This is a genomic window from Streptomyces sp. NPDC043812 (assembly GCF_056436245.1).
Map to the genome: position 1 here is coordinate 415,736 of NZ_JBWKCY010000001.1, position 24,546 is coordinate 440,281.

19 protein-coding genes are annotated in these 24,546 nt (G+C 71.7%); 12 read left to right on the plus strand and 7 right to left on the minus strand.

Annotated elements, in window-relative coordinates; all coding sequences use genetic code 11:
• Positions 1–115 precede the first annotated feature (115 nt).
• The 3 genes from cobT to AC067Z_RS01955 all read left to right on the plus strand — a co-directional run bounded on the left by cobT (position 116) and on the right by AC067Z_RS01955 (position 3,761).
• The gene (cobT, locus tag AC067Z_RS01945; protein WP_478787592.1) at positions 116–1,216 is read left to right on the plus strand and encodes a nicotinate-nucleotide--dimethylbenzimidazole phosphoribosyltransferase; all 1,101 of its coding nucleotides are present in this window, start codon (positions 116–118) and stop codon (positions 1,214–1,216) included.
• A gap of 92 nt (positions 1,217–1,308) precedes the next feature.
• Entirely contained in the window at positions 1,309–3,069 is a 1,761-nt protein-coding gene (locus tag AC067Z_RS01950) for a phosphatidylglycerol lysyltransferase domain-containing protein (protein ID WP_478787442.1), read from the plus strand.
• Entirely contained in the window at positions 3,066–3,761 is a 696-nt protein-coding gene (locus AC067Z_RS01955) for a hypothetical protein (protein ID WP_478787443.1), read from the plus strand. The genes AC067Z_RS01950 and AC067Z_RS01955 overlap by 4 nt, the downstream gene beginning before the upstream one ends.
• Here AC067Z_RS01955 and AC067Z_RS01960 read toward each other — a convergent pair.
• A complete protein-coding gene (locus tag AC067Z_RS01960) occupies positions 3,713–4,465 on the minus strand; it encodes a hypothetical protein (protein WP_478787444.1) in 753 nt (250 codons plus the stop codon). The genes AC067Z_RS01955 and AC067Z_RS01960 overlap by 49 nt on opposite strands.
• A 67-nt stretch (positions 4,466–4,532) precedes the next feature.
• On the opposite strand from AC067Z_RS01960, the gene AC067Z_RS01965 reads away from it, so the two are divergent.
• Positions 4,533–5,306, plus strand: coding sequence for an adenosylcobinamide-GDP ribazoletransferase (locus tag AC067Z_RS01965; protein ID WP_478787445.1), 774 nt, complete (start codon positions 4,533–4,535; stop codon positions 5,304–5,306).
• A 40-nt stretch (positions 5,307–5,346) separates the two neighbouring features.
• Here AC067Z_RS01965 and AC067Z_RS01970 read toward each other — a convergent pair whose 3' ends face one another.
• The 4 genes from AC067Z_RS01970 to AC067Z_RS01985 form a co-directional block, all read right to left on the minus strand.
• On the minus strand, positions 5,347–5,988 hold the full coding sequence (locus AC067Z_RS01970; protein WP_478787446.1) for a spherulation-specific family 4 protein: 642 nt from the start codon (positions 5,986–5,988) through the stop codon (positions 5,347–5,349).
• The gene (locus AC067Z_RS01975; protein ID WP_478787447.1) at positions 5,985–7,643 is read right to left on the minus strand and encodes a hypothetical protein; all 1,659 of its coding nucleotides are present in this window, start codon (positions 7,641–7,643) and stop codon (positions 5,985–5,987) included. The genes AC067Z_RS01970 and AC067Z_RS01975 overlap by 4 nt, the downstream gene beginning before the upstream one ends.
• Positions 7,640–9,106 carry a GT4 family glycosyltransferase PelF gene (gene pelF, locus AC067Z_RS01980; RefSeq protein WP_478787448.1) on the minus strand — a complete coding sequence of 489 codons (1,467 nt, stop codon included), beginning with the start codon at positions 9,104–9,106 and terminating at the stop codon, positions 7,640–7,642. Before pelF ends, AC067Z_RS01975 begins: the two co-directional genes overlap by 4 nt.
• 89 nt (positions 9,107–9,195) lie before the next feature.
• Positions 9,196–11,238, minus strand: coding sequence for a hypothetical protein (locus tag AC067Z_RS01985; protein ID WP_478787449.1), 2,043 nt, complete (start codon positions 11,236–11,238; stop codon positions 9,196–9,198).
• Between the two features lie 323 nt (positions 11,239–11,561).
• Between AC067Z_RS01985 and AC067Z_RS01990 the strand changes: the two genes are divergently transcribed.
• The 7 genes from AC067Z_RS01990 to AC067Z_RS02020 all read left to right on the plus strand — a co-directional run bounded on the left by AC067Z_RS01990 (position 11,562) and on the right by AC067Z_RS02020 (position 22,459).
• A complete protein-coding gene (locus tag AC067Z_RS01990) occupies positions 11,562–13,076 on the plus strand; it encodes a leucyl aminopeptidase (protein WP_478787450.1) in 1,515 nt (504 codons plus the stop codon).
• 317 nt (positions 13,077–13,393) lie between these two features.
• Positions 13,394–14,782, plus strand: a complete 1,389-nt coding sequence (gene lpdA / locus AC067Z_RS01995; RefSeq protein WP_478787451.1) for a dihydrolipoyl dehydrogenase — start codon at positions 13,394–13,396, stop codon at positions 14,780–14,782.
• A 54-nt stretch (positions 14,783–14,836) separates the two neighbouring features.
• Entirely contained in the window at positions 14,837–16,570 is a 1,734-nt protein-coding gene (gene sucB / locus AC067Z_RS02000) for a 2-oxoglutarate dehydrogenase, E2 component, dihydrolipoamide succinyltransferase (RefSeq protein WP_478787452.1), read from the plus strand.
• Positions 16,571–16,685: 115 nt separating this feature from the next.
• Positions 16,686–17,309: a GntR family transcriptional regulator gene (locus AC067Z_RS02005; RefSeq protein ID WP_478787453.1), complete on the plus strand. Its 624-nt coding sequence runs from the start codon at positions 16,686–16,688 to the stop codon at positions 17,307–17,309.
• Positions 17,310–17,859: 550 nt separating this feature from the next.
• Positions 17,860–20,526: a pyruvate dehydrogenase (acetyl-transferring), homodimeric type gene (gene aceE / locus AC067Z_RS02010; RefSeq protein ID WP_478787454.1), complete on the plus strand. Its 2,667-nt coding sequence runs from the start codon at positions 17,860–17,862 to the stop codon at positions 20,524–20,526.
• Positions 20,527–20,628: 102 nt separating this feature from the next.
• Positions 20,629–21,447, plus strand: a complete 819-nt coding sequence (locus AC067Z_RS02015; RefSeq protein ID WP_478787455.1) for a MerR family transcriptional regulator — start codon at positions 20,629–20,631, stop codon at positions 21,445–21,447.
• A gap of 19 nt (positions 21,448–21,466) precedes the next feature.
• Positions 21,467–22,459 carry a helix-turn-helix transcriptional regulator gene (locus AC067Z_RS02020; RefSeq protein WP_478787456.1) on the plus strand — a complete coding sequence of 331 codons (993 nt, stop codon included), beginning with the start codon at positions 21,467–21,469 and terminating at the stop codon, positions 22,457–22,459.
• On the opposite strand, the gene AC067Z_RS02025 is transcribed toward AC067Z_RS02020, so the two are convergent.
• Positions 22,450–23,367, minus strand: a complete 918-nt coding sequence (locus AC067Z_RS02025) for an SDR family oxidoreductase (protein WP_478787457.1) — start codon at positions 23,365–23,367, stop codon at positions 22,450–22,452. The two genes, AC067Z_RS02020 and AC067Z_RS02025, sit on opposite strands and share 10 nt — an antisense overlap.
• Positions 23,368–23,507: 140 nt before the next feature.
• On the opposite strand from AC067Z_RS02025, the gene AC067Z_RS02030 reads away from it, so the two are divergent.
• Positions 23,508–24,029, plus strand: a complete 522-nt coding sequence (locus AC067Z_RS02030; protein ID WP_478787593.1) for a DUF4240 domain-containing protein — start codon at positions 23,508–23,510, stop codon at positions 24,027–24,029.
• A gap of 15 nt (positions 24,030–24,044) precedes the next feature.
• On the opposite strand, the gene AC067Z_RS02035 is transcribed toward AC067Z_RS02030, so the two are convergent.
• Positions 24,045–24,539, minus strand: coding sequence for an N-acetyltransferase family protein (locus AC067Z_RS02035; protein WP_478787458.1), 495 nt, complete (start codon positions 24,537–24,539; stop codon positions 24,045–24,047).
• Between the last annotated feature and the right edge of the window lie 7 nt (positions 24,540–24,546).

Here is a 24,546-nt window from a genome sequence, read left to right on the forward strand (position 1 = left end):
GCCTGGAAGAGCCGCGCGAAGGGCGGCAGGGGAGCCCGGAGGCTCCCGTGGACGGGAAGCGGCGGCGCCGTAGGGGCTCGTGGCGGGGGCCGGTACTGTTCGGCGAATGAGCAGGCTGAATCTCGACGACTTCTCCGATCTGATCGAGCGCCCCGACAGCGGCATCCGGCGCGACGCCGAGGACCGGCGGGAGCGGCTGATCGTGCCGGCCGGTGCGCTGGGCCGTCTCGACGAGCTGGGCGAGTGGCTGTCGGCCGCTCAGGCCGCCGTGCCCGCCAGGGCGATCGACCGGCCGCGCGTCGTGTTGTTCGCCGGTGACCACGGGGTCGCCGAACTGGGTGTGTCCGGGCGGGAGTCCGGGACGGCGCACGAGCTGGTGCGGGCCGTGCTGGAAGGGGCGAGTCCGGTCTCCGTGCTGGCCCGGCGCTCGGGCGTGCCGGTGCGGATCGTCGACGCGGGCCTGGACTGCGACCCCGGCCTGTTGCCAGAGGACGTCGTACGGCACCGGGTGCGGCGCGGCAGCGGGCGTATCGACATCGAGGACGCGCTGAGCGTCGAGGAGGCCGAACAGGCCGTACGGCTCGGTATGGCGATCGCCGACGAGGAGGCGGACGCCGGCACGGACCTCGTGGTCCTCGGCGACCTCAGCGTCGGCGGCACCACCGCCGCCGCGACGCTGATCGCCGCCCTGTGCGGCACGGACGCGTCGGTGGTCACCGGCCGCGGCGGCGCCGGGATCGACGACCTGGCCTGGATGCGCAAGTGTGCGGCGATCCGGGACGCGCTGCGCCGCGCCCGGCCGGTGCTGGGCGACCAGTTGGAGCTGCTGGCGACGGTGGGCGGCGCCGATCTGGCCGCGATGACCGGGTTCCTGTTGCAGTGCGCGGTACGCCGGACGCCGGTGATCCTCGACGGAGTGGTGGCCGCGGCGTGCGGGCTGGTGGGGCAGCGCGCGGCGTTCCGGTCGCCGGACTGGTGGCTTGCGGGCCATCTGAGCGGTGAGCCGGCGCAGGCGAAGGCGCTGGACCGCATGGCGCTCAACCCGCTGCTCGACCATGGCGTCACTGTGGGCGAAGGAACGGGGGCGCTGCTCGCGCTCCCCCTCGTCCGGGCGGCGGCCGCACTCGCGGCGGAGCTGCCCGAGCGGACCGAGGGCGTCGGCAAGGACGTGGCCGAGGACGCCGAGGACGACGCCGACGAGAGCGGTACGGACTGACGCGACCGTCACGCTGTAGCCGCCCGCCGACCGGGCGGCGGCCGCAGCGGAGCTCCGTCATTGACACGCGATGCCCCATATGATCGCGTTTCATGGGAGAAGTCCGTTTGTCCAGTGAAGAGGCGGGCCGGAGCACCGACCGCTCGCGTCGCAGCGCGGCGTTCGCCGTCTGGTACCTCCGCGTCGTGACGTTCCTCAATTTCCTGAGCGCGATCTGGGTCTCGTTCGGTCAGGATCTGCGTCGGCACAACACCGACAACTACTTCACCCCCTACCTGCTGACCGCGGGCTTCGCGTCCGGTGTGTTCACCCTCTTCCTCGCGATCACCATGCGCCGCCGCAAGCGCGCGGCATGGATCCTCAACATGGTGCTCAGCGGCCTGTTCCTGCTGCTCTTCGCCTTCGCGATGGTCTTCCCGGAGATCCGGCAGCACGCCCAGAACTGGATCTCGTTCGTGCTGACCGCGGCCTTCGTCGCCGCTCTGCTGCTCGGCCGCCGCGAGTTCTACGCCAAGGGCGACCGCTCCAACCCCAAACTGGCCGCCGCCGTCGCCGTCGGCGGGGTTCTCGTCACCTCGCTGCTCGCCACCGGCCTCGTCACCGTCACCAACACCTCCCCGGACAGCTCGACCTTCCTGGAGCGCTGGCGCTACGGCGCCATGCGGCTGGTGTCCATCGCCGTCGACGACTCCCGCTTCCCCGAGATCACCACCCCGGACTGGGTGGACATCGTCATCAACGTCATGTCGACCCTGCTGCTGCTCGCCGTGCTGTACGCGGCGTTCCGCTCCCGCCGTGCCGTCGACCCGCTCACCGAGGAGGACGAGACGAAACTGCGCGCCCTGCTGGAGCGCCACGGCGACCGGGACTCGCTCGGCTACTTCGCGCTGCGCCGCGAGAAGAGCGTGGTGTGGTCGTCGTCCGGCAAGGCCGCCGTGGCGTACCGCGTGGTCGGCGGGGTCTCGCTCGCCTCCGGCGATCCGATCGGCGACCCGGAGGCATGGCCCGGCGCGATCGAGCCCTGGATCGCCCAGGCCCGCGAGCACGGCTGGATCCCGGCGGTGATGGGTGCGGGCGAGGAGGCGGGCACCGTTTACGCCCGGCACGGCCTGGACGCGCTGGAGCTCGGCGACGAAGCGATCGTCGACACGGGCGAGTTCACGCTGGAGGGGCGCGCGATGCGGACGGTGCGCCAGGCGTACAACCGGGTGAAGCGTGCCGGGTACGAGGTGCGTATCCGACGCCACGAGGACATCCCGGCGAAGGAGATGGACGCCCTGCTGCAGCGTGCCGACGACTGGCGCGACGGCACCACGGAGCGCGGCTTCTCCATGGCGCTGGGACGCCTCGGCGATCCGGCGGACGGGCGCTGCGTGATGCTGGAGTGCACCGACGGCGACGGCGACCGGAAGGCGGTGCTCAGCTTTGTGCCGTGGGGGCCCGAGGGCCTGTCGCTGGATCTGATGCGGCGCGACCGGGATGCCGAGAACGGACTGATGGAGTTCATGGTCATCGAACTCCTCCAGCGCGCCCAGGAGATCGGGATCACTCAGGTCTCACTCAACTTCGCGATGTTCAGGTCGGTCTTCGAACGGGGCTCGAAACTCGGCGCGGGGCCCGTGCTGCGTCTGTGGCGTTCACTGCTCAGCTTCTTCTCGCGCTGGTGGCAGATCGAGTCCCTCTACCGGGCCAACGCCAAGTACCGACCGATCTGGGAGCCGCGATTCATGCTCTTCGAGAAGAGTGCCGACCTGTTGCGCATCGGCGTGGCCGCGGGCCGCGCCGAGGGGTTCTTGGAGGCCCCCGGCCTGCCCAAGTGGATGCATCGCCGGCATCTGGAGCGCAGTCGGTGAACACGGCGTCCGCGTTCGCGCGGCGCGAGTGGGGGCCCCTGTACGCCGCTGTCCATGCGCCACTCGTGGCGAAGCGATGGCGCGCGGTGCCTCTCACCTTCGTCTCCGTCGCCCTCACCGCCCTCTTCTACGCACTGCAGCACGCCTCCTGGGGTCTGCGGTTCGTTCACGACATCGGCTTCGTGCGGGCGCAGGACGAGCTGTGGCTCGCGCTGCTGCGCACGCCGATGTCCTTGTTCGTCCCGGCGCTCGATCTGCCGGTGTGGGGTGCGCTGGTGCAGATCCTGCTGGTTTTCGGCATCGCGGAGCTCGCGCTCGGGTGGAAGCGCACGCTGGTCGTCGCGTATCTGTCGACGCTCGCCGGGACGACGTACGCGCGGATCGGTGTCGCGGTGGGTCCGGAGGGGCCGTTCGGGCTGCCCGCGTCGGACGCGCGGATCGTGGACACCGGCCCGTCGGCGGCGGTCGTCGGACTCGCGGTGTACGTCTGCTACCGCTACCGGGCGTGGGTCACGGCAGGGCTGGTGCTCGCCGCGATGATCGTCGAGGTCGTCGTGAAGCCGAACCTGGCGGGCAAGGAGCATCTGGCAGCGATCGGGGCGGTGCTGGTGCTGTGTGCCGCCGATGCCCTGCTGCGCCGGCGTCATTCCTTGCCGTCCGGCAGGTCGGGGGCGCCGCCGATCAGGTTCTGAAACGCGCGGCGGGGCCGGCCCCAGCGCCGGTCGTGGCGGATGCGGCGCTGCTCGGCCCTCCCCCGGGCCTTGGGCCGGTTGCGGTAGAAGCGGCGGTCCCACGGAGAACCGGGCCGGGCGAGCCGCGCGGCGCCGAACAGCGCGACGAGGGGAACGAGGGTCCCGATGAGCCCCATGCGGAACTTGCCCTTGAAGAGGGCGACCAGCACGAAGAGGAAATTGCCGAGGATCGTGAGGATCACCGTGAGGCGGTTCTGCCGTTCGTCGGCGGTGAGTTCGTTGACGCCGAGCGGGGCCGAGCCACTGAGCACCAGCAGCGCGAGGGCGGCGGCGAGCACGACGATCTCGACGCTCTTGCGGCCCTGCTCGGTCCAGTAGACGTCGTCGAGGTGCAGGATCAGGGCGAACTCGTCGAGCACCAGGCCCGCGCCGACACCGAAGACGACGGCGCAGACCGCGGCGGTGACACCGTGCCGGCCGCTGCCGACCGCCCCGAACCCGCCGATCACGGTGAGGATGACGCCGGGCACCACATGGTGGACGTGGACCCCGCCGGGCGTGATGTTCCCGAACGGCCCGCGGCCCGCCCTGATCATCCTGGTGATGGTGCGGGTGAGCAGGAACGTGAGGACGAACGAGGCCAGCGCCAGGAGCATGGGGAGCTTGCCCGGCTCCATGATGTTGCGATACCACCAGTCACCCATGCCAGATGCTCCCGATTCGCGCGTTATGCGCAATTTACCGTCCGGGGCGGCGGGCTACCCTCGCGCGGTGACTGCTCTGCATGGCGTTCGTTTCGCGTTCGGCACCCTGACCGTCCTCCCCGTGCGGGTGACCCGCTGGGACCGCGAGGCAGCGCGTGCCGGGATGCTGTGCGCGCCGCTCGCCGGTCTGGTCGTCGGCCTGTTCGCCGCGGCGCTCGGCGGCGCCCTGGTGCTGCTGGGCGCGGGGCCGCTGCTCGCCGCGGTCGCCACGGCCGCGGTGCCCGCGGCGCTCACCCGCGGACTCCACCTGGACGGGCTGGCCGACACCGCCGACGGCCTCGGCAGCGGAAAGCCCGCTCAGGACGCGCTGCGCATCATGAAGCAGTCGGACATCGGGCCGTTCGGTGTCATCACGCTGCTGTTCGTGCTTCTGGCGCAGGTCGCCGCGCTGACCGAGCTGTACGCGCAGGGGTGGGCGCCGGGCGCGGTCGGCGCGGCCGTCTCGGCTGTCACCGCGCGCCTAGCCCTGACCCTCGCCTCCCGCACGGGCATCCCCGCGGCACGCCCGGAGGGCCTCGGCGCTGCGGTCGCGGAGGTCGTCCCCGTACGCCTCGCCCTGGCGGCCGCCGTTGCGGTGACGCTGTGCGCGGCGGGTGCGGGCGCGTTGTCCGGCCCCTACGGGGCGGCCCGCGCGGCACTCGCGGTCCTCGCGGGCCTGGTTGCGGCGCAGCTGCTGCTGGGGCACTGCGTGCGCCGGTTCGGCGGGGTGACGGGCGACGTGTTCGGCGCGCTGGCGGAGACGGCGGGAACGACGGCGCTGGTGGTGCTGGTCCTCGGCTGACAGCCGGCCGCCGGGGTCCTGTCCGGCGGCCGGACAGGACCTACGGGGTGGCCACGTCGTCCGCCAGCTCGTGCGGCAGGGTGCCCCAGGGGTGGGCACCGGCGCCCGGGACGACGCAGTGGACCGCGGCGCCCGCGTGGGCGTGGGGCGGCGCCGCGTAGACGAGGTGACAGAAGCGCTCCGGTGGGTGCGCCGCCGTCCACGACGGGACGCCCGCCGTCCGGTACGCGTCCCAAGTCCCCTCGAACGTGACCAGCAGATCAGCGAGTTCGGCGTAACCGGGATCGGGATGAACGCCGTGGTTGAGTACGACGGTCGTCGCGCCCGCGGCCCGGGCGGCCAACGTCAGCCGCCCGTAATGGGGCAGGGAGTCCCGGCCCGAGGAGACCTGGTCGAGAAAGACGCCGTCCACCCCGTACCAGTCGCGGTGGCGGATCATCTCGCCCACGACATCGGCGTGCGGGCGGTGGCCGTAGTCCGTGTCCACGTAGCCGATGGTCCGCACCCCGGCGCCGCGCAGCCGATCGGCGACCGCCACGAAACCGGGGTCCGACGCGGCGCCCGGCCCGCTGGCGGGGTTGAGGACCACCCCGTACAGCCGCGGGGCGGCCGCGACCAGGACGTCCCAGTCGGCGGGCCGGTCGGCGGGGTGCTCGTAGTACGGCACCAGCAGGCGCCTCATACCCGGTGCGCCGTCGCTCGGCCCAGCAGGGAGCAGACGATCCCGGCGAGCACGGCGGCCGCCCCGGCGGCAACGGCGAGGCCCGTGATGCGGGGCGTGCCGGTGCCGGTGACGAGCGCGGCGGTGTGCACGAGCGCCGCGGCGCAGCACACACCGGCTGCGGCGTTGACGGCCCCGAAGGACTGCAGCAGCAGCCCTGTCCACAGTGCGGTCCCGATCAGGAGCAGCGTGGCCAGACGTACGCCGCCGAGCGGAGGTGCACCCGGCCAGAGGAGGGTCCCGGCGAGCGCCAGCGTGAACAGGACCACGAGATATCCGGCGAGGCACTCGGCGAGCACGGCGGCGGCGGTGCGCCAGAAGGCGCGGGCCGTGGTGCTGGCCCGCAGACCGGCCAGGCTCTCGCCGCGGAAGCGGTGCAGCAGCCATTCGGCGGGGCCCATGCTCAGCGTGAGCGCCACGGCGGACGGCGCGGCGACCACGGCCCCTGCAGGCCCGGCGAGCACGTCGCCGAGGGCGGTGTAGAGGACGAGCACCCCGACGCCGAGCCCGAACAGCCCGTGCGGCACGCACGCGGCGAGCCGTGGCGAGGCGGGCGACGCGGAGGGCGCGGCCGTGCGCCGGCGGACGGGCGGCTCCGGGGCCACGAAGAGCGCGGGGCGTTGCCCGGCGGCCCCGTCCGCCGCCCCGCCCCGGTCGGGGCGGCCGCCCGCTCCCGGCCGGGCGGTGTCGGACTCGCTGCGCGGCGCGCCTGCACGCCGGGACGCCATCGGGTCAAGGTGCCGTCGTCCGTACCACCGGGCCGCCGAACCGATTCCCTCCGCACGTCCGGCGCGCGGCGCGTCCGGTGCCGTCGACCGCAACGTCACCGTCGCGGTGAGCACCGTCGCCGTCAGGGACGCCAGCAGCAGGACGGTCCGCGCCCACTGCGGGACGCCCTCCGTGAGCAGCACCAGCAGCGCACCCGCCGGCAGCGGCACCAGGCAGCACAGCAGGGCCCGTTCGCGGTCCAGGACCAGCAGTGCCGTCGCCGCGGCGAGATAGACCGACTGGGTGGCAGCGAAGACCGTCGACGGCCACTGACCCGGGCCCGTGGCCGCGATCGCCGCCGCCGTGCCGAGCAGGGCGCCCGCCGGGGCGCCCCGCATCAGACAGCGGGCCGCCGCCGCCCGGTCGCCCAGACCCAGCCAGGAGTACGCCCGGTGGGACAACGCCTGGTTCCACATCCAGCCGGTCAGCGCACCCGCAAGCAGCGGCGGCAGGGCCGCTCCCGCGAGCAGCGGGGCGCCGACGACGTACGCCAGGCCCGGCAGGGCGAAGACCAGTCCGCGCAGCAGACAGCCGAGCAGGCCCACCTGCCAGGGATCGGCCGGCGGGCCGGGAGGTTCGGGGTGGGTGCGCGGGACCTTGGCGTAGAGCTCCTCCGCCAGGGCGAAGGAGTCCGCACGGCCGTAGGTGAGACGGATGTGGTCGTCCGTCATGCCGTCCGACTCGAGGATCGCCGCGACCTCGTCGGGGTGGACGGCCGCGGAGATCACCTCGTGCAGTCGGTCGGCCAGGGCGTCCATCGGGTCGGCGGCCGCGCCGCCGCGCTGCCGGGGCAGCCCGGGCAGAGTGTCGACGCGTTCCCCCGGCCCCTGCCACAGCGGTCCGCTCACCCCGCCACCGCCTCGGCGAGCCGGGGCTCGGCCACGGGCTCCGGGAACCCGGCGAGTTCCCGGTAGATACGCCGGAAGCCGTCCACCGAACGCGTCAGTGTGAACCGGTCGACGACCCGCTGCCGTGCCTGCCGGCCCAGCTCCGCCCGGCGCCCGTCGTCCCGCAGCAGTGCGACGGTGGCCTCGGCCATCAGCGCCGGTTCCCGCGGCGGTACGACGAGCCCGGTGTCACCGACGGCCTCCCGCACCCCGCCGACGTTCGTGGACACGGTCGCCCGGCCGCACGACATCGCCTCGATCAGGGAGAAGGGGAACCCTTCGCTGATCGAGGAGAGCAGCACCACGCTGCCCGCGGCGTACGCGCGCGCCACCTCGCTGATCCTGCCCTCCCAGCTGATGCCGTCCACGACGCCGAGCTCGGCGGCCAGTTTCTCCAGCCGGGTGCGGTACGCCTCGCCGCCTTCCGGCACACCCCCGAACAACCGCAGCCGCACGGCGGGCAGTTCGGCGCGGACCATGGCATAGGCGCGGATCAGGGTCTCGAGGTCCTTGATCGGGTCGATGCGGCCGGCCCAGGAGATGGTGGGCACATCCGGTTCCGGTCCGGTGTCGGGGAAGGCGTGCGGGTCGACACCGTTGTAGACGGTGCGGATACGCTCCGCGGGCGCGCCGCCCCGTTCCTCCCACCGCCGGTTGTACTGGTTGCACGGGGTGATGAGGTCCGCCCGCCGGTAGCCGAGCGAGTTCAGTTCCCGGTAGAAGCTCAGCATCAGGGTCTTCACCGGTGCGCGCTGCGCCTGGGCGCGGTAGCCGAGGTAGCGCTCGCGCAGATAGATGCCGTGCTCGGTGAGCAGGAACGGCACACCCTCGAAGTGCTGGGCGGCGAGCGCCGGAAGGGTGGCGAGTCCGGAACTGACGGCGTGCGCGATCGAGTCGTCGGGGATCCGCACCGCGAGCGGCCGCAGCGCGTGCTCCAGCAGGTCGGTGGCGGTCAGTGCGTCGTGCACGGTGGGCCGGGCCGCGGATATCTCCAGATGCGGCATGGTCCAGATCCACATCAGGGAACGCACCACGGACTCCGAGCGCAGCGCCGCGGTGAGTCGGCCGTCGCGGGCGTGGCCGGCGAGTTCGGTGAGCGTGGTGCCGATGTCGCATCCGGCCGACGGGTCGAGCAGCGAGAGCAGGAAGCGTTCCCAGACGTCGAGGAAGCGGTGGCGCTCCTTCCGTGGGAGCCGGCGCCGGCCGGGCTCGGGCCCCCACAACGGGAACGAGGTGTGGCGGTACACGTTCGGCGGCAGCTCCCAGGTGACCGGTTCGCGCCCGCTGCCGGTGAGGGCGACGACCTGGAAGTCGACCTCCGGCATGCCGCGCACGAGCTGGTCGCACCAGGTGGAGACGCCGCCGTGGACGTGTGGATAGGTGCCTTCGGTGAGCAGCGTGACATGGCGGCCACAGCTCGGCATGGTTCGTCCCCCCAGGACAGCGATCGGCGAGTGGTCGGGCTGCGGGGTGCGCTCCGGCGGGTCGGGCCGGAGCGCACCTGCCGGCCCCGTTACGACGGGAGCCTCAGCGTGATCGCCGACTGGAGCAGTTCGGGCGTGGTCCAGGCGGACCGCGCCCCGGCGTAGGCGGTGCCGAACGCCGCGGTGGTCAGGAGCAGTTGCTTGCGGGTGCCCTCGGGCACGGTGACGGGCGCGGTCACACCGGACGGAGCCTTGACGGTGACGGTGTCGCCGATGCGGTACGCGGTGACCCTGCCTTCGGTGAGCGCCTTGTTCCAAGCGGCGCGCCGCTGGAGTTCGGTACCCGCGTCCCGGTGGCGCGGGTTGACGATCGGGGTGTCGTCGGCGAACAGGGCGCGGTAGTCGGCGAGAACCTTGTCGAGGACCAGGTAGAGGATGCGCTCCTCGGCGAGGTTGGACTGGTGGACGTAGTGCGGGCGCGGGTCGTTGGCGACGACGTGGCCGAGGGCGGTGCGTGCCTCCTGCGGCACGATGTACGAGCCGTAGCCGGTGGCCGTGTCCAGCGGTTCGGCCAGGCAGGTGGAGGCCGGGTTGGTCTCGCAGACTCCGCTGCCCCCGTCGGCGGCGGAGGCGTAGATCCAGTTGTACTCGTCGGCCATCTCGGCCGCGGTGCCCACGTTGTAGTAGACGTTCATCGGGTGGCGCGGCACGGTCTGCGCGGCGCCGACCGGGCGCTGCTGCGGCTCGCGGGAGTTGTCGCTCGCGACCCACTTGACGCCGTTGTCGGCGAGGGCGCCCGCGAGGTGGGGGTTGTCGGCCGGCTGCTGCGGCAGGGTCTTCAGTCCGGAGTGCTCACCGGTGACGAGCTCGCTGCGGTCGACGGAGAGGCCCTTGCGCACGGCCCAGTTGTGGTTGTCGCGGATCTGGGCGGAGATGTCGGCCCGGCTCGTCCAGAGAGTGTTGCCCGCGGTGTCCTTCGCGCACTGCCAGGGCACGGTGGACACGTCCTGCACGCAGCCCAGGAAGGGGTGGGTGAAGGTGTGGTTGATCCAGCGGTACTGCGCCCGGTCGGCGAGCAGCCGGTCGGTGAGCGGGTCGCTGCCGCCGTGCTCCGCCTTCCACTCCTCGCCCGCGCCGGCGTTGTGCACCATGTCGAGGGTGAACCCGGCGGTGCGCTGCCAGGCGGCGGCGTACTGGGCGTCGGCGGCGGTCATGCGGATCGGGGCGGTCTCCTCGCCGCCGCCGACGCAGTCGATGTCGCCGGGGGTGCAGTTGCGTGCGGTGTCCCAGCGGGCGTCGGGGGCGAAGACGTCGTCGACGTGCACGGACAGGTACTGGCGGCTCTGGCCGAGGTGGACGCCCTGGGTGAGCCATTCGACGATGCCGCGGGCCAGCACCCGGAACTGCCGCTGGTAGCGGTTGTACGCGAATGTCACCACCAGTTCGCGGCGGCCGTCGTGGGTGTACTCGCCGATCAGGCTGCCGCGCGCGGTGCCGTCGCCGACGGGTGCGTCGAGGTAGCTGATGAATCCTTCCCGCGGCTTGCCCGCGTAGCCGTAGCTCTCCGTCACCAGCGGCGAGTTGTCCTCGAAGGCGACCGGCCCGTCGAGATAGCCGAAGGGCCCGGAACGGCCGGCCGCGGTGACCGCGCTCGCGGCGCCGTCGAGAGCCCCGGCGTAGCCGCCGTTGTCCACGTACTCCAGCCCCACGCCCGGATGTGACCAGGTGTAGGCGTCGACCTGACGAATCCCGAACATTTTCTCGTACGCGAACAGGGCGGCGTTCTCCGCCGCGCCGGCCCCGGTGTCCGCTCCGAACGGGTCCTCGTCGGGGACGACCACGCCCTGGTACCTGGCGCGCGGCCGGCCGTCGACGGTGTCACTGAGGAACGCCGCGTCGACCTTCGGGCGGCCGGGGTCGGTCAGGTCGAGTGTGCGGTGGGGCACGCCCGTGCTCTGCAGCTCCGAGACGATCGCGTCGACCGCGCCGCCGCCGTCGTCGACGACGAGAACGGTCAGATCGACACGGGGCGTCGGCGCGGCCGCCGCCGCTGCCGGAACGACCGTGGCCAGCATCGCGGCGGCGACGGCCGTCGCGGCGGCTCTGCCCGCACGTGGTCCGTGCAACTCCATGTGATTCCCCCCTTGCGCGCCCTCCCCGGGCGCGTCGCCGAACCCTCCGCGCACGGCTCATCCGCGCGGAGGATCTGTGGAGATGATGCAAAGGAGCACCGCGCCCCCTTGCCCGAATGGGGCGAGTGTGGCCGAGCTCTCACACCCTCCGGGCCAAACATGAAAGAGACACCACGGACGAGTGAATCGCCGCCGCCGTGAGCGAGACGGATGACCGCGCGTAGGCTCTGGTGCGGCATGGGATGCGGATCCATCGCGTGCGACGGCCAACGGCCTCACGGCCCCGCGGCCCCGGAACTCAACGGAAGCGAGATTTCACCACCGTGACTGCTCTCACTCTCAGCACTGCCGGCGCGGCGACGCTGCGCGCCGACGCCGTCGTCGTCGGTGTGGCCAAGGGCGCCAAGGGCCCGGTCGTCGCGCCGGGCGCAGAGGCCGTGGACCAGGCGTTCGACGGAAAGCTCGCCACCGTCCTGGAGACCCTCGGCGCGAGTGGTGGCGAGGGCGAGGTGACCAAGCTTCCCGCCCCGTCCGGTTTCAAGGCTCCGGTGGTTCTGGCGGTCGGCCTCGGCCCGGTGCCCGAGCAGGACGAGGCGTACGACCCCGAGGCCCTGCGCCGCGCGGCCGGTACCGCGGCCCGCGCGCTGACCGGTGCGAAGAAGGCCGCGTTCGCGCTGCCGATAGAGGCCGTCGAGGACGCGGAGGCCATCGCGGAGGGCGCCCTGCTCGGCGCGTACGCCTTCACCGCCTACCAGGGGAAGGCCGACGAGAACGGCAGGAAGCCGCTGGCCGAGGTGGCGCTGCTCGGCGCGAAGCCGCGCGACAAGGCGTTCAAGGCCGCAGCGGAGCGCGCGACCGCGCTCACCGAGGAGATCAACCGCGCCCGCGACCTGATCAACACCCCGCCGAACGACCTCACCCCCGAGGCCTTCGCCGCCGTGGCCTCCGCCGCCGGCAAGGAGCACGGCATCAAGGTGCAGGTGCTGGACGAGAAGGCGCTGCTGAAGGGCGGCTTCGGCGGCATCCTCGGCGTCGGCCAGGGCTCGCAGAACCCGCCGCGCCTGGTGAAGCTCTCCTACACGCACTCCAAGGACGCCAAGCACCTGGCGCTGGTCGGCAAGGGCATCACCTACGACTCGGGCGGCATCTCCCTCAAGCCGGCCGGCCACAACGAGACGATGAAGTGCGACATGAGCGGCGCCGCCGCCGTGTTCGCGGCGGTCGTCGCGGCCGCCCGCCTCGGCGTGGAGGCGAACGTCACCGGCTGGCTGGCGCTCGCCGAGAACATGCCGTCGGGCTCGGCGACCCGCCCCGGCGACGTGCTGCGCATGTACAGCGGCAAGACGGTGGAGGTGCTCAACACCGACGCCGAGGGCCGGCTGGTGCTCGCCGACGCACTGACGAAGGCGTCGGAGGAGAACCCGGACGCGATCGTCGACGTGGCGACGCTCACCGGTGCGATGGTGCTGGCGCTGGGCAACCGCACGTTCGGCATCATGGCCAACGACGACGCGTTCCGCACCTCGATCCACGAGATCGCCGAGGAGGTCGGCGAGGCGTCCTGGCCGATGCCGCTGCCCGCCGAGCTGCGCAAGGGCATGGACTCGCCGACCGCGGACATCGCGAACATGGGCGAGCGGATGGGCGGCGGCCTGGTTGCCGGCCTGTTCCTGAAGGAGTTCGTCGGCGAGGGCATCACCTGGGCCCACCTGGACATCGCGGGCCCGGCGTTCCACGAGGGCGCACCGTTCGGTTACACGCCGAAGGGTGGCACGGGTTCGGCGATCCGCACGCTCGTGAAGCTGGCGGAGCGCACGGCGGCGGGCGACCTGGGCTAGCATCCCCGGCCCCCTGGTGGGTGCGCGTTGCTCCTGCGGCGCGCACCCCCGCCGGTGAGGCCGCACCCGCAGCCTCACCGCCCCCGGGAACAACGCCCCGCTTCCGGGCGTTGGCTACGACCCGGTAACCCGTAAAAGCGCTCAAGCTCACCATCTCAAGCCCCGGCCCCGCGTCCCGCCTCCCGGCAACAAGTGCAAAGATGGGTTCTCGGCAGGACAGGGCCCCCACCACAGGGCCGAAGACTAAGCGGCCGAACACCAGCCGCCGCCCGGTCATCGACGACCGGCGAACGGCGCACATGCATGGAGGACGTGACGTGGCGAACGACGCCAGCACCGTTTTCGACCTAGTGATCCTCGGTGGCGGTAGCGGCGGTTACGCTGCGGCGCTGCGCGGAGCTCAGCTGGGCCTGGACGTCGCACTGATCGAAAAGAACAAGCTCGGCGGCACCTGCCTGCACAACGGCTGCATCCCCACCAAGGCACTGCTGCACGCCGGTGAGATCGCGGACCAGGCTCGTGAGGCCGACCAGTTCGGTGTCAAGACCTCCTTCGAGGGCATCGACATCGCCGGCGTCCACAAGTACAAGGACGACGTGATCTCCGGCCTCTACAAGGGCCTGCAGGGTCTGGTCGCCTCCCGCAAGGTGACCTACATCGAGGGCGAGGGCCGGCTGTCCTCCCCCACCTCCGTCGACGTCAACGGCCAGCGTGTGCAGGGCCGCCACGTCCTGCTGGCGACCGGCTCCGTGCCGAAGTCCCTGCCGGGCCTGGACATCGACGGCAACCGCATCATCTCCTCGGACCACGCGCTGAAGTTGGACCGTGTCCCGCAGTCCGCGATCATCCTCGGCGGCGGCGTCATCGGCGTCGAGTTCGCCTCGGCGTGGAAGTCCTTCGGTACCGACGTCACCGTCATCGAGGGCCTCAAGCACCTGGTCCCGGTCGAGGACGAGAACTCTTCGAAGCTTCTTGAGCGCGCGTTCCGCAAGCGCGGCATCAAGTTCAACCTGGGTACCTTCTTCGAGAAGGCCGAGTACACCGAGAACGGTGTGCGCGTCACCCTCGCCGACGGCAAGACCTTCGAGGCCGAGGTGCTGCTGGTCGCCATCGGCCGCGGCCCGGTCTCGCAGGGCATCGGCTACGAGGAGCAGGGCGTCGCGATGGACCGCGGCTACGTCCTGGTCAACGAGTACATGCAGACCAACGTGCCCACCGTCTCCGCGGTCGGTGACCTGGTCCCGACCCTCCAGCTCGCGCACGTCGGCTTCGCCGAGGGCATTCTGGTTGCGGAGCGGCTGGCCGGTCTCAAGACCGTCCCGATCGACTACGACGGCGTGCCGCGGGTGACGTACTGCCACCCCGAGGTCGCCTCCGTCGGTATCACCGAGGCCAAGGCCAAGGAGATCTACGGTGCGGACAAGGTCGTCGCCCTGAAGTACAACCTCGCGGGCAACGGCAAGAGCAAGATCCTCAAGACCGCGGGCGAGATCAAGCTCGTCCAGGTCAAGGACGGTGCCGTGGTCGGCGTCCACATGGTCGGTGACCGTATGGGCGAGCAGGTCGGCGAAGCGCAGCTGATCTACAACTGGGAGGCTCTGCCGGCCGAGGTCGCGCAGCTCATCCACGCACACCCGACGCAGAGCGAGGCCCTCGGCGAGGCCCACCTGGCCCTGGCCGGCAAGCCGCTGCACTCCCACGACTGATCAGTCCGGGCGCGACGACCACTTCCGCACCATTCGTAAGGAGCAACTGAAACCATGGCGGTTTCCGTAACCCTTCCGGCGCTCGGCGAGAGCGTCACCGAAGGCACCGTCACCCGCTGGCTGAAGGCCGAGGGCGAGCGCGTCGAGGCCGACGAGCCGCTGCTCGAGGTCTCCACCGACAAGGTCGACACCGAGATCCCGGCCCCGGCCGCCGGTGTCCTGGCCTCCATCAAGGTCGCCGAGGACGAGACCGTCGAGGTCGGCGCCGAGCTGGCCGTCATCGACGACGGCAGCGGTGCGCCGGCTGCGGCCCCCGCCCCGGCTCAGGCCGAGGCCCCCGCAGCCCCGGCCCAGGAGGCCCAGGAGGCTCCGGCGGCCCCGGCTCCCGAGCCTGCCGCCGAGGCCCCCGCGGCCCCGGCCGGCGAAGCGTCCGGCACCGACGTCGTCCTGCCCGCGCTCGGCGAGAGCGTCACCGAGGGCACCGTCACCCGCTGGCTGAAGCAGGTCGGCGAAGAGGTCGCCGAGGACGAGCCGCTGCTCGAGGTCTCCACCGACAAGGTCGACACCGAGATCCCCGCCCCGGCCGCCGGTGTGCTGCTGGAGATCGTGGTCGGCGAGGACGAGACCGCCGAGGTCGGCGCCAAGCTGGCCGTCATCGGCGCGAAGGGTGCGGCTCCGGCCGCGGCCCCGGCTGCCGCTCCGGCTCCTGCCGCGGCTCCGGCCCCGGCTGCTCCGGCTCCGGCTCCCGCGCCTGCCGCCCCGGCTCCTGCCGCCCCCGCGGCCCCCGCTCCGGCTCCGGCTGCTCCGGCTCCGGCCGCCGCTGCTCCGGCTCCCGCCGCTCCCGCCGCCGTCGAGGCGAGCGACGCGTACGTGACCCCGCTGGTCCGCAAGCTCGCCGCCGAGAACGGTGTCGACCTGGGATCGGTCAAGGGCACCGGCGTCGGCGGCCGTATCCGCAAGCAGGACGTCATCGCCGCCGCGGAGGCCGCCAAGGCCGCCGCCCCGGCTCCCGCCGCCGCTGCCGCCCCGGCCGCGGCGCAGGCGCCGAAGCTCGAGGTGTCCCCGCTGCGCGGTCAGACGGTCAAGATGACCCGCATGCGCAAGGTCATCGGCGACAACATGATGAAGGCGCTGCACGACCAGGCCCAGCTCACCTCGGTCGTCGAGGTGGACATCACCAAGCTGATGAAGCTGCGCGCCCGGGCGAAGGACGCGTTCGCGGCACGTGAGGGCGTCAAGCTCTCCCCGATGCCGTTCTTCGTCAAGGCCGCCGCCCAGGCGCTGAAGGCCCACCCGGTCATCAACGCCCGGATCAACGAGGCCGAGGGCACCATCACGTACTTCGACTCGGAGAACGTCGGCATCGCCGTGGACTCCGAGAAGGGTCTGATGACGCCGGTCATCAAGGGCGCGGGCGACCTCAACCTCGCCGGTATCGCCAAGAAGACCGCCGAGCTCGCGGGCGCGGTGCGCGCCAGCAAGATCACGCCGGACGACCTTGCCGGTGCGACCTTCACGATCAGCAACACCGGTTCGCGCGGTGCGCTGTTCGACACGATCATCGTGCCGCCGAACCAGGTCGCCATCCTGGGCATCGGTGCCACGGTCCGCCGTCCGGTGGTCGTGAACCACCCGGACCTCGGCGAGACGATCGCGATCCGCGACATGACGTACGTCGCGCTCTCCTACGACCACCGTCTGGTGGACGGCGCCGACGCCGCCCGCTACCTGACGGCTGTCAAGGGGATCCTCGAGGCGGGCGAGTTCGAGGTCGAGCTCGGCCTCTGAGGCACGCGGCTGTAATCAGCCTCACCGACGGCGCCCCCGCTGGGAGTACTTCCCGACGGGGGCGCCGCCGTATTGTCTAGGGGTCACAGGTCAACGCGGCTTTAAGGAGCGCTCCATGACCATCCCCGTCGTCCACTCGCTGCGCGATCAGATCCGCGAGCACATCGTGGAGGGGATCGTCAGCGGCCGCTGGAAGCCGGGAGAACGGATCGTCGAGCGCCGTATCGCGACCGAACTGGAGGTCTCCCAGACGCCGGTGCGCGAGGCGCTGCGCGAGCTGGAGTCGCTGCGGCTGATCGAATCGGCGCCCAACAAGGGTGTACGGGTGCGGAATCTGACGGCCGCCGACCTGGAGGAGAGCTATCCGGTCCGGGCGGGCCTGGAGCAGATCGCCGCCGAACTGGCCGCCGGACGGCTGGCGGAGGACTGCTCGGCCCTGGAGCCGCATGTGGCGGCGCTCTACGAGGCGGACCGGACGGGCGACTCCGCGGGGCAGGTCCGCCACACGGTGGCCTTCCACCGGGAACTGGTCCGGGCCGCGGCCAACAGCGTCCTGCTGCACACCTGGGAGGGCCTCGGGATCGAGGTCTTCACGGCGTTGTCGATCCGCTGGCTGGGCACGGTGCAGAAGTCGTACGCGGAGGAGCACCAGGACCTGGTGGAGGCGTTCCGCCGCCGCGACCCGGAGATCGGCGCGCTGGTGAAGGCGCACGTACTGGGCTGCGCGCCGCGCGCGTAGCCCTTGGGCGGGCGGCGACCGGGTCACGCTGCCGGGCGTGGCCGGGTCGTGGGCGTGATGCGCGTGTGCGAGGGCGTGACGGTTCGGCGTCCGGGTGCGCGCTTGGGTGTGACGGGGTCCGTGTGGTGTGGCGTCCGGGTGCCGCTCCGGGGGCATGTCCGGGACTGGCACCCCCCTCCGGAGGCCCCGGCCCCCGCACCCACCGTCGGCCTCCCGCCCGGGCAGAGTGTCCGGAAAGAAGGCGTCGTGAGCAGGGGAGCGCAAGTACCGGAAAGCAGTCCGGGTATCCCCCTCCGGAGGCCCCGGCACCCGCACCCACCACCAGCCCCCTGCCGGGCGGACCGCTCGCGTCAGGGTGTCCGGAAAGTCACCATTCACCCCGGCACCGCGTGCCCACTTTTGCGGCACCGGATGCCAATTTCTCCCAGACTTTGATCGATCATCGATCAGAGGCTTACAGTCGACCCCGGGTTCACCCAACCCTTCGCCCTGTCCTGCCAGACGCGGCACCCCCTTTCTCCACCCCCCTCCTGTCCGGAAGGCGGCGATCATGACCGACCCCGTAGGCAAGCTTCCGAGCGAGCTCGACCAGCTCCCGGACCGCGACGCCGAGGAAACCGCCGAGTGGGCGGCGTCCCTCGACGCCGTCGCGGAGCATGCAGGCCCGCACCGCGCCGCGTATCTGATGCGCCGCACCCTCCAGCACGCCGAGAAGGCCGGCGTCGCCCTGCCCCGGCTGCTGGAGACGGACTACGTCAACACCATCCCGACCGCCGCCGAGCCCGGCTTCGACGGCGACGAGGCGATGGAAGCGCGTATCACCGCCTGGAACCGCTGGAACGCGGCCGCCATGGTCACCCGCGGCTCCCGCCACGGCGTCGGCGGCCACATCGCCACCTTCGCCTCCGCGGCCTGGCTCTACGAGACCGGCTTCAACCACTTCTTCCGCGGCAAGGAGGGCGACGGCAGCGGCGACCAGCTCTACATCCAGGGCCACGCCTCCCCCGGCATCTACGCCCGCGCCTTCCTCGACGGCCGCCTCGGCGAGCAGCAGCTCGACAACTTCCGCCAGGAGGCCGGCGGCAACGGCCTCCCCTCGTACCCGCACCCGCGGCGGCTGCCCTGGCTGTGGGAGTTCCCCACCGTCTCCATGGGCCTCGGCCCGCTCTCCGCGATCTACCAGGCGCGCTTCAACCGCTACCTGCACAACCGCGGGATCAAGGACACCTCCCACTCCCACGTGTGGGCGTTCCTCGGCGACGGCGAGATGGACGAGCCCGAGTCGACCGCGGCACTCGCCCTCGCCTCGCGCGAGCAGCTGGACAACCTGACCTTCGTCATCAACTGCAACCTGCAGCGTCTCGACGGCCCGGTCCGCGCCAACTTCAAGATCGTGCAGGAGCTGGAGGCCCAGTTCCGCGGCGCCGGCTGGAATGTCGTCAAATCCCTTTGGGGATCCGCCTGGGACGAGCTGTTCCAGCTCGACACGACGGGTGCGCTGGTCCGCCGCCTCCGCGAGGTGCCGGACGCCCAGTTCCAGACGTACGCGACCCGCGACGTCGCGTACATCCGTGAGCACTTCTTCGGCGCCGAGCCCGCGCTCGTCGAGCTGGCCAAGCTGCTCACCGACGCGAAGATCGCCGAGTGTTTCTACACCTCCCGCGGCGGCCACGAGGCCCGCAAGGTGTACGCGGCGTACAAGGCTGCCGTCGAGCACAAGGGCGCGCCGACCGTGATCCTCGCGCAGACGGTGAAGGGCTACACGCTCGGCAAGGGCTTCGAGTCCAAGAACGCCAACCACCAGATGAAGAAGCTGACGACCGACGAGTTCAAGGGCATGCGCGATCTGCTCGGACTCCCGATCGCGGACAGCGCCTTCGAGGACGGCCTGGTGCCGTACGGCCACCCCGGCGCGGACTCCCCCGAGGTCCGCTACCTCCAGGAGCGCCGCGCGGCCCTCGGCGGCCCCGCCCCGGCCCGCCGGGTGCACGCCGTCGCCCTGCCCGAGCCGGAGGAGCGCGCGTTCAAGGCCCTGCACAAGGGCTCCGGCAAGCAGGAGATGGCCACCACCATGGCCTTCGTCCGCCTGGTGAAGGACCTGATGCGGGACAAGGAGACCGGCAGGCGCTGGGTCCCGATCGTCCCGGACGAGGCCCGTACCTTCGGTATGGAGTCGCTGTTCCCCTCGGCCGGCATCTACTCGCCGCTGGGCCAGACGTACGAGCCGGTCGACCGCGACCAGCTGATGTACTACAAGGAGGCCAAGGACGGCCAGATCCTCAACGAGGGGATCACCGAGGCCGGCGCCATGGCGGACTTCATCGCCGCGTCCACGTCGTACGCGACGCACGGCGAGCCGATGATCCCCTTCTACATCTTCTACTCGATGTTCGGCTGGCAGCGCACTGCCGACCAGATGTGGCAGCTCGCCGACCAGCTCGGCAAGGGCTTCATCGTGGGCGCCACCGCAGGCCGCACGACGCTGACGGGCGAGGGCCTGCAGCACGCCGACGGCCACTCGCATCTGATCGCGTCCACGAACCCGGCGTCGCTCAACTACGACCCGGCGTTCGCGTACGAGATCGCGGTGATCGTCAAGGACGGTCTGCGCCGGATGTACGGCCCCGAGGCGGAGAACGTCTTCTACTACCTCACCGTCTACAACGAGCCCAAGGTTCAGCCCGCGATGCCGGAGGGCGTCGAGGAAGGCATCGTCAAGGGCCTGTACCGCTTCAAGGAGGGCTCGGCGGGAGCGGACGCACCGCGGCTCCAGCTGCTCGCGTCCGGTACGGCGATCCACTGGGCGCTCCAGGCGCAGGAGCTGCTGGCAGCCGACTGGAACGTGGCCGCCGACGTGTGGTCCGCGACCTCCTGGGGCGAGCTGCGCCGCGACGCCCTGGAGGCGGACGAGGCCCTGCTCCGAGGCGAGCAGCGCACCCCGTACGTCGCCCAGGCTCTGGAGGGCGCTCCGGGCCCGGTGCTCGCGGTCTCCGACTGGATGCGCCAGGTGCCGGACCAGATCAGCCAGTGGGTGGAGCAGGACTGGTCGTCGCTCGGCACGGACGGCTTCGGTCTGTCGGACACGCGTGACGCCGCCCGCCGCCACTTCGGGGTCGACGCCCAGTCGATCACGGTCGCGGCGCTGGCCCAGCTGGCGAAGCGCGGCGAGGTCCCTGCCTCGGCCGTGAAGGAGGCGCGCGAGCGCTACGGCCTGTAGGCGCGAGGAGCGGATGACCCCCGGTGGCTTCGGCCGCCGGGGGTTTCCTCATGGGCGATGCTTGACCCTGACACCGTGTGAACCCGTGCACTGGGAGACGTCATGTTCACCATCGGAGACTTCGCCAGGCACGGCCGCGTATCTGCCCGCATGCTGCGTCACTACGACGCCATCGGGCTGCTGCGTCCCGCCCACACCGACCCGTTCAGCGGGTACCGCCACTACACCGCGGCACAGCTCGCAGAGCTCAACCGTGTCATCGCCCTCAAGGATCTCGGCTTCACGCTCCAGCAGGTGCAGGAGATCCTCGAGGAGAAGGTGACCACGGAGGAGCTGCGCGGGATGCTCAAGCTGCGGCAGGCGGAGCTGGAGGAGTCGATGGCCGCGGCGGCCGCCAGGCTGGCGCAGGTCGAGGCGAGGCTCCGGTCGATCGAGAGCGAGGGGCGCATGCCCACCCAGGACGTCATGATCAAGAGCATCCCGGCGGTGCGGATCGCCGAACTGTCCGCCGTCGCCGCCAGTTACGCACCCGAGCACATCGGCCCGGCCATCTACCCGTTGTACGACGAGCTGTTCGCGCGGCTGAACGCGGCCGGCGTCACGCCGACCGGACCGGGCATCGCCTACTACGAGGACGCCCCCGAGGGCGACGGCGCGGTCCTGGTGCACGCCGGGTGCACCGTCGCCGCCGATCCGGCCGCCGGCCAGGACTTCGAGATCGTCGACCTCCCGGCCGTCGAGCGGGCGGCGACGATCGTGCACCGCGGGCCGATGGACACCATCATGTCCACGGAGCAGAACCTGGCCCGCTGGATCGACGCAGGCGGCCATCGTTCGGCCGGCTACGCCCGTGAGGTCGGTCTCGAGTGCCCGCCGGACAAACAGAAGTGGGTGACGGAGCTCCAGGTACCGTTGGCCTGAGCTGCGCCATGATGGGGGCATGCGTGCCGCCCGGCTGATCAAGATGGTGCTCCTGTTGCAGGCGCGGCCCTCCATGACCGGGGCCGAGCTCGCGCAGGAGCTGGAGGTGTCCGAGCGGACCGTCACGCGGGATGCGCTCGCCTTGTCGGAGGCCGGAGTTCCGGTGTACGCGGACAGGGGCCGGGCCGGCGGCTACCGGCTCATCGGCGGGTACCGCACCCGGCTCACCGGCCTCGGACGCGACGAGGCGGAGGCCCTGTTCCTGTCGGGACTGCCGGGCGCGTTGAGGGACATGGGCCTCGAGGACGCGGCGTCCGCGGCACGTCTGAAGGTGTCCGCGGCGCTGCTGCCCTCCCTTCGGGACGCCTCGGACTCCGCGGCGCAGCGGTTCCATCTGGACGCGCCCGGCTGGTACCAGGAGCCGAAGACTCCGCCGTTGCTGCCGGTGATCGCGGAGGCGGTGTGGTCCGACCGGCGGATCCGGGTGGCGTACCGCCGCCGGGATGCCGAGGTGGAGCGGGAGTTGGATCCGTACGGCCTCGTGCTGAAGGCGGGCGTCTGGTATCTGTGTGCCCGCGCGGACGGGGTGTTCCGGGTGTACCGGATCGACCGGTTCGCGTCGGTGGAGGGGGAGGGGGACGTCTTCGCCCGGGACGAGGACTTCGATCTGCCCGGCTTCTGGGCGGAGCGCGCGGCGCAGTTCGCGCGCTCCATCCTCCGTGCGGAGGTGGTCCTGCGGGCCACGGAGGCGGGCGCCCGCCGTCTGCCCTTCGTGACCGACCGCGCGGCGGCCCAGGAGGCGATCGCGGCTGCGCCACCTCCGGACGCCGAGGGCCGGGTGACGCTCACGCTCCCCGTGGAATCCCTGGACGTGGCGTACACCCAACTCCTTTCCCTGGGCCCGGAGGTGGAGGTCCTGGAGCCGCTGGAGCTGCGCGAGCGTTGTGCGCAGGCGGCGGCGCGGATGCGCGAGCTGTACGGGCCGGGACCGGCGGACACCGGTCAGCGGTAGTCCTCCAGCGCCGGCGTCTCGCCCGCCTTCTCCGCCAGCATGTACGACCAGACGTCCGGGCGGCTTCCGTCCGTGTCCGTCAGGCCGTACTCCTTGGCCAGAGCGCCGCTGTCCAGCGAGCGGCCGTTCCAGCGGGCCCGCTCGGGGTCGGCGGCGAGGGCGGCGACACCACGGCCGATGTATGCCGGGGTCTCGGACAGCGCCCAGTGCGGCTGCTTCGCGATGCCGTCGCGCCAGTTCTCCTCCGTGAGGCCGAAGATGTCGAGCATCTCCTCGGACCGGATGAAGCCGGGGCTGACCGCCACCGCCGCACAGCCGACGCCCTTCAGTTCCTCGCCGAGGTTGTACGCCATCCGGATCGGGCCGTTCTTGGCGAGGTCGTAGTAGAAGTTCTCGCGGAAGTCCCGGTTGGTCTCGGCCGTGCCGTCGGTGACCTCGATGACGAGGCCGCCAGGTTCGCGGACGAGCAGGGGCAGCGCGATGCTGCTCGTGATGATGTGCGTCCGCACACCCAGGTCGAGCATCCGCAGGCCTCGGTCCAGGTCGACGTCCCACATCCTGGTGTCGAAGTCGAGGAGGAAGTTGCCGCCCCAGACGTCGTTGACGAGGATGTCGAGACGGCCGTGGTCGCCGTCGATGCGCTCGACCAGTGCCCGGACCTGGTCGGCCCTCAGATGGTCGGTGGGGACGGCGATTCCCTCGCCGCCGGCGGCGGTGACGAGTTCGGCGGTCTCCTCGATGGTCTCCCCCGGCCGGCCCATTTCGCTGACCTGCTCACGTGTGGTGCGCCCCGTCACGTACACCGTGGCACCCGCCGCGCCGAGCTCCACGGCGATGGCGCGGCCCGCGCCACGGGTCGCGCCCGCCACCAGTACGATCTTTCCTTCGAGCGGTTCGTTCGTCGTCATGGGCCGACCGTCCCACGGAATCCCGACATCTTCTGTCCGACATTGCGCGCCATCGCTCTCGTGGGCCGCTCATCTCGAAACAGCCGCATTTCCCGGCTCCGCGTGCGCGGCCCTGCGCCAGCCACGATGCTTGTCCCGTGATGGACGAGACGGAGTTCTGGGAGATCATCGACAGCACCCGTGAGGCCGCCGAGGGCGACCCCGAGGACCATGCCGAGCTGCTCGTGGAGCGGCTGCTGCGGCTCGACCCCGACTCCGTTCTCGACTTCGCCCGTCACTTCGAGGCCCGTTACAACAGGGCGTACACCTGGGATCTGTGGGGAGCCGCGGCCGTGCTGCTCGGCGGCGCGAGCGACGACGCCTTCGACTACTTCCGCTGCTGGCTCATCGGTCAGGGCCGGGAGGTCTTCGAAGGTGGGGTGCACGATCCCGACTCGCTGGCGGACCTGCTGGAGGAGTTCGACGAGGACATCGACGGGGACGGCGAGGAGCTGGGGTACGCGGCGGACGAGGCGTACGAGCAGCTGACCGGTGCGGACTCGCCGGATCTCGGCATCCCCGTGCAGGCGGCGGAGCCGGCCGGCACCCCGTTCGACTTCGACGACGACATGGCACTGGCGGCTCGCTTCCCACGGCTGTGGGAGCGTTTCGGCGCACTGTGAGGACGGCTGCTGACCTCAGCCGATGAGGCTGCGGCCCATCAGCACGTCGTCCACGTACGTGCCCTGGAGATACAGCTCCCCGGGGAGCACCCCCTCGACCACGAATCCCTCCGACTCGTACAGGGCCTGCGCGGGTTTGTTGTGGCCAAGGACGCGCAGGGTGATCCGGGTCGCCCCCTGGCTGCGTGCCTCGTCGCATCCCGCCCGCAGCAGGGCGCGGCCGATGCCCCTGCCACGTGCCCGCTCGGCCACGGCCAGCCCCTGGATCTGACGCACATGCTGATTGCACGGCAGGGAGGTGGGCGGCACGACCCGGATGTAGCCCACGAGCGTCCCGTCGGGGTCCTCGGCGAGCAGCATCCCCTCCGGGCCGATGGTCTCGGCGAACGGGTTGCGGCCCGGCTCGGGCCTCGGCAGGACGGCGTGCATCGGGGACCAGGTGTCGTGGTCGAGCGCGCCGAGGGCAAGTCCGTCGGAGCTGCGGGCAGGTCGTATGAAGGACTGAGGCATGGCGCCA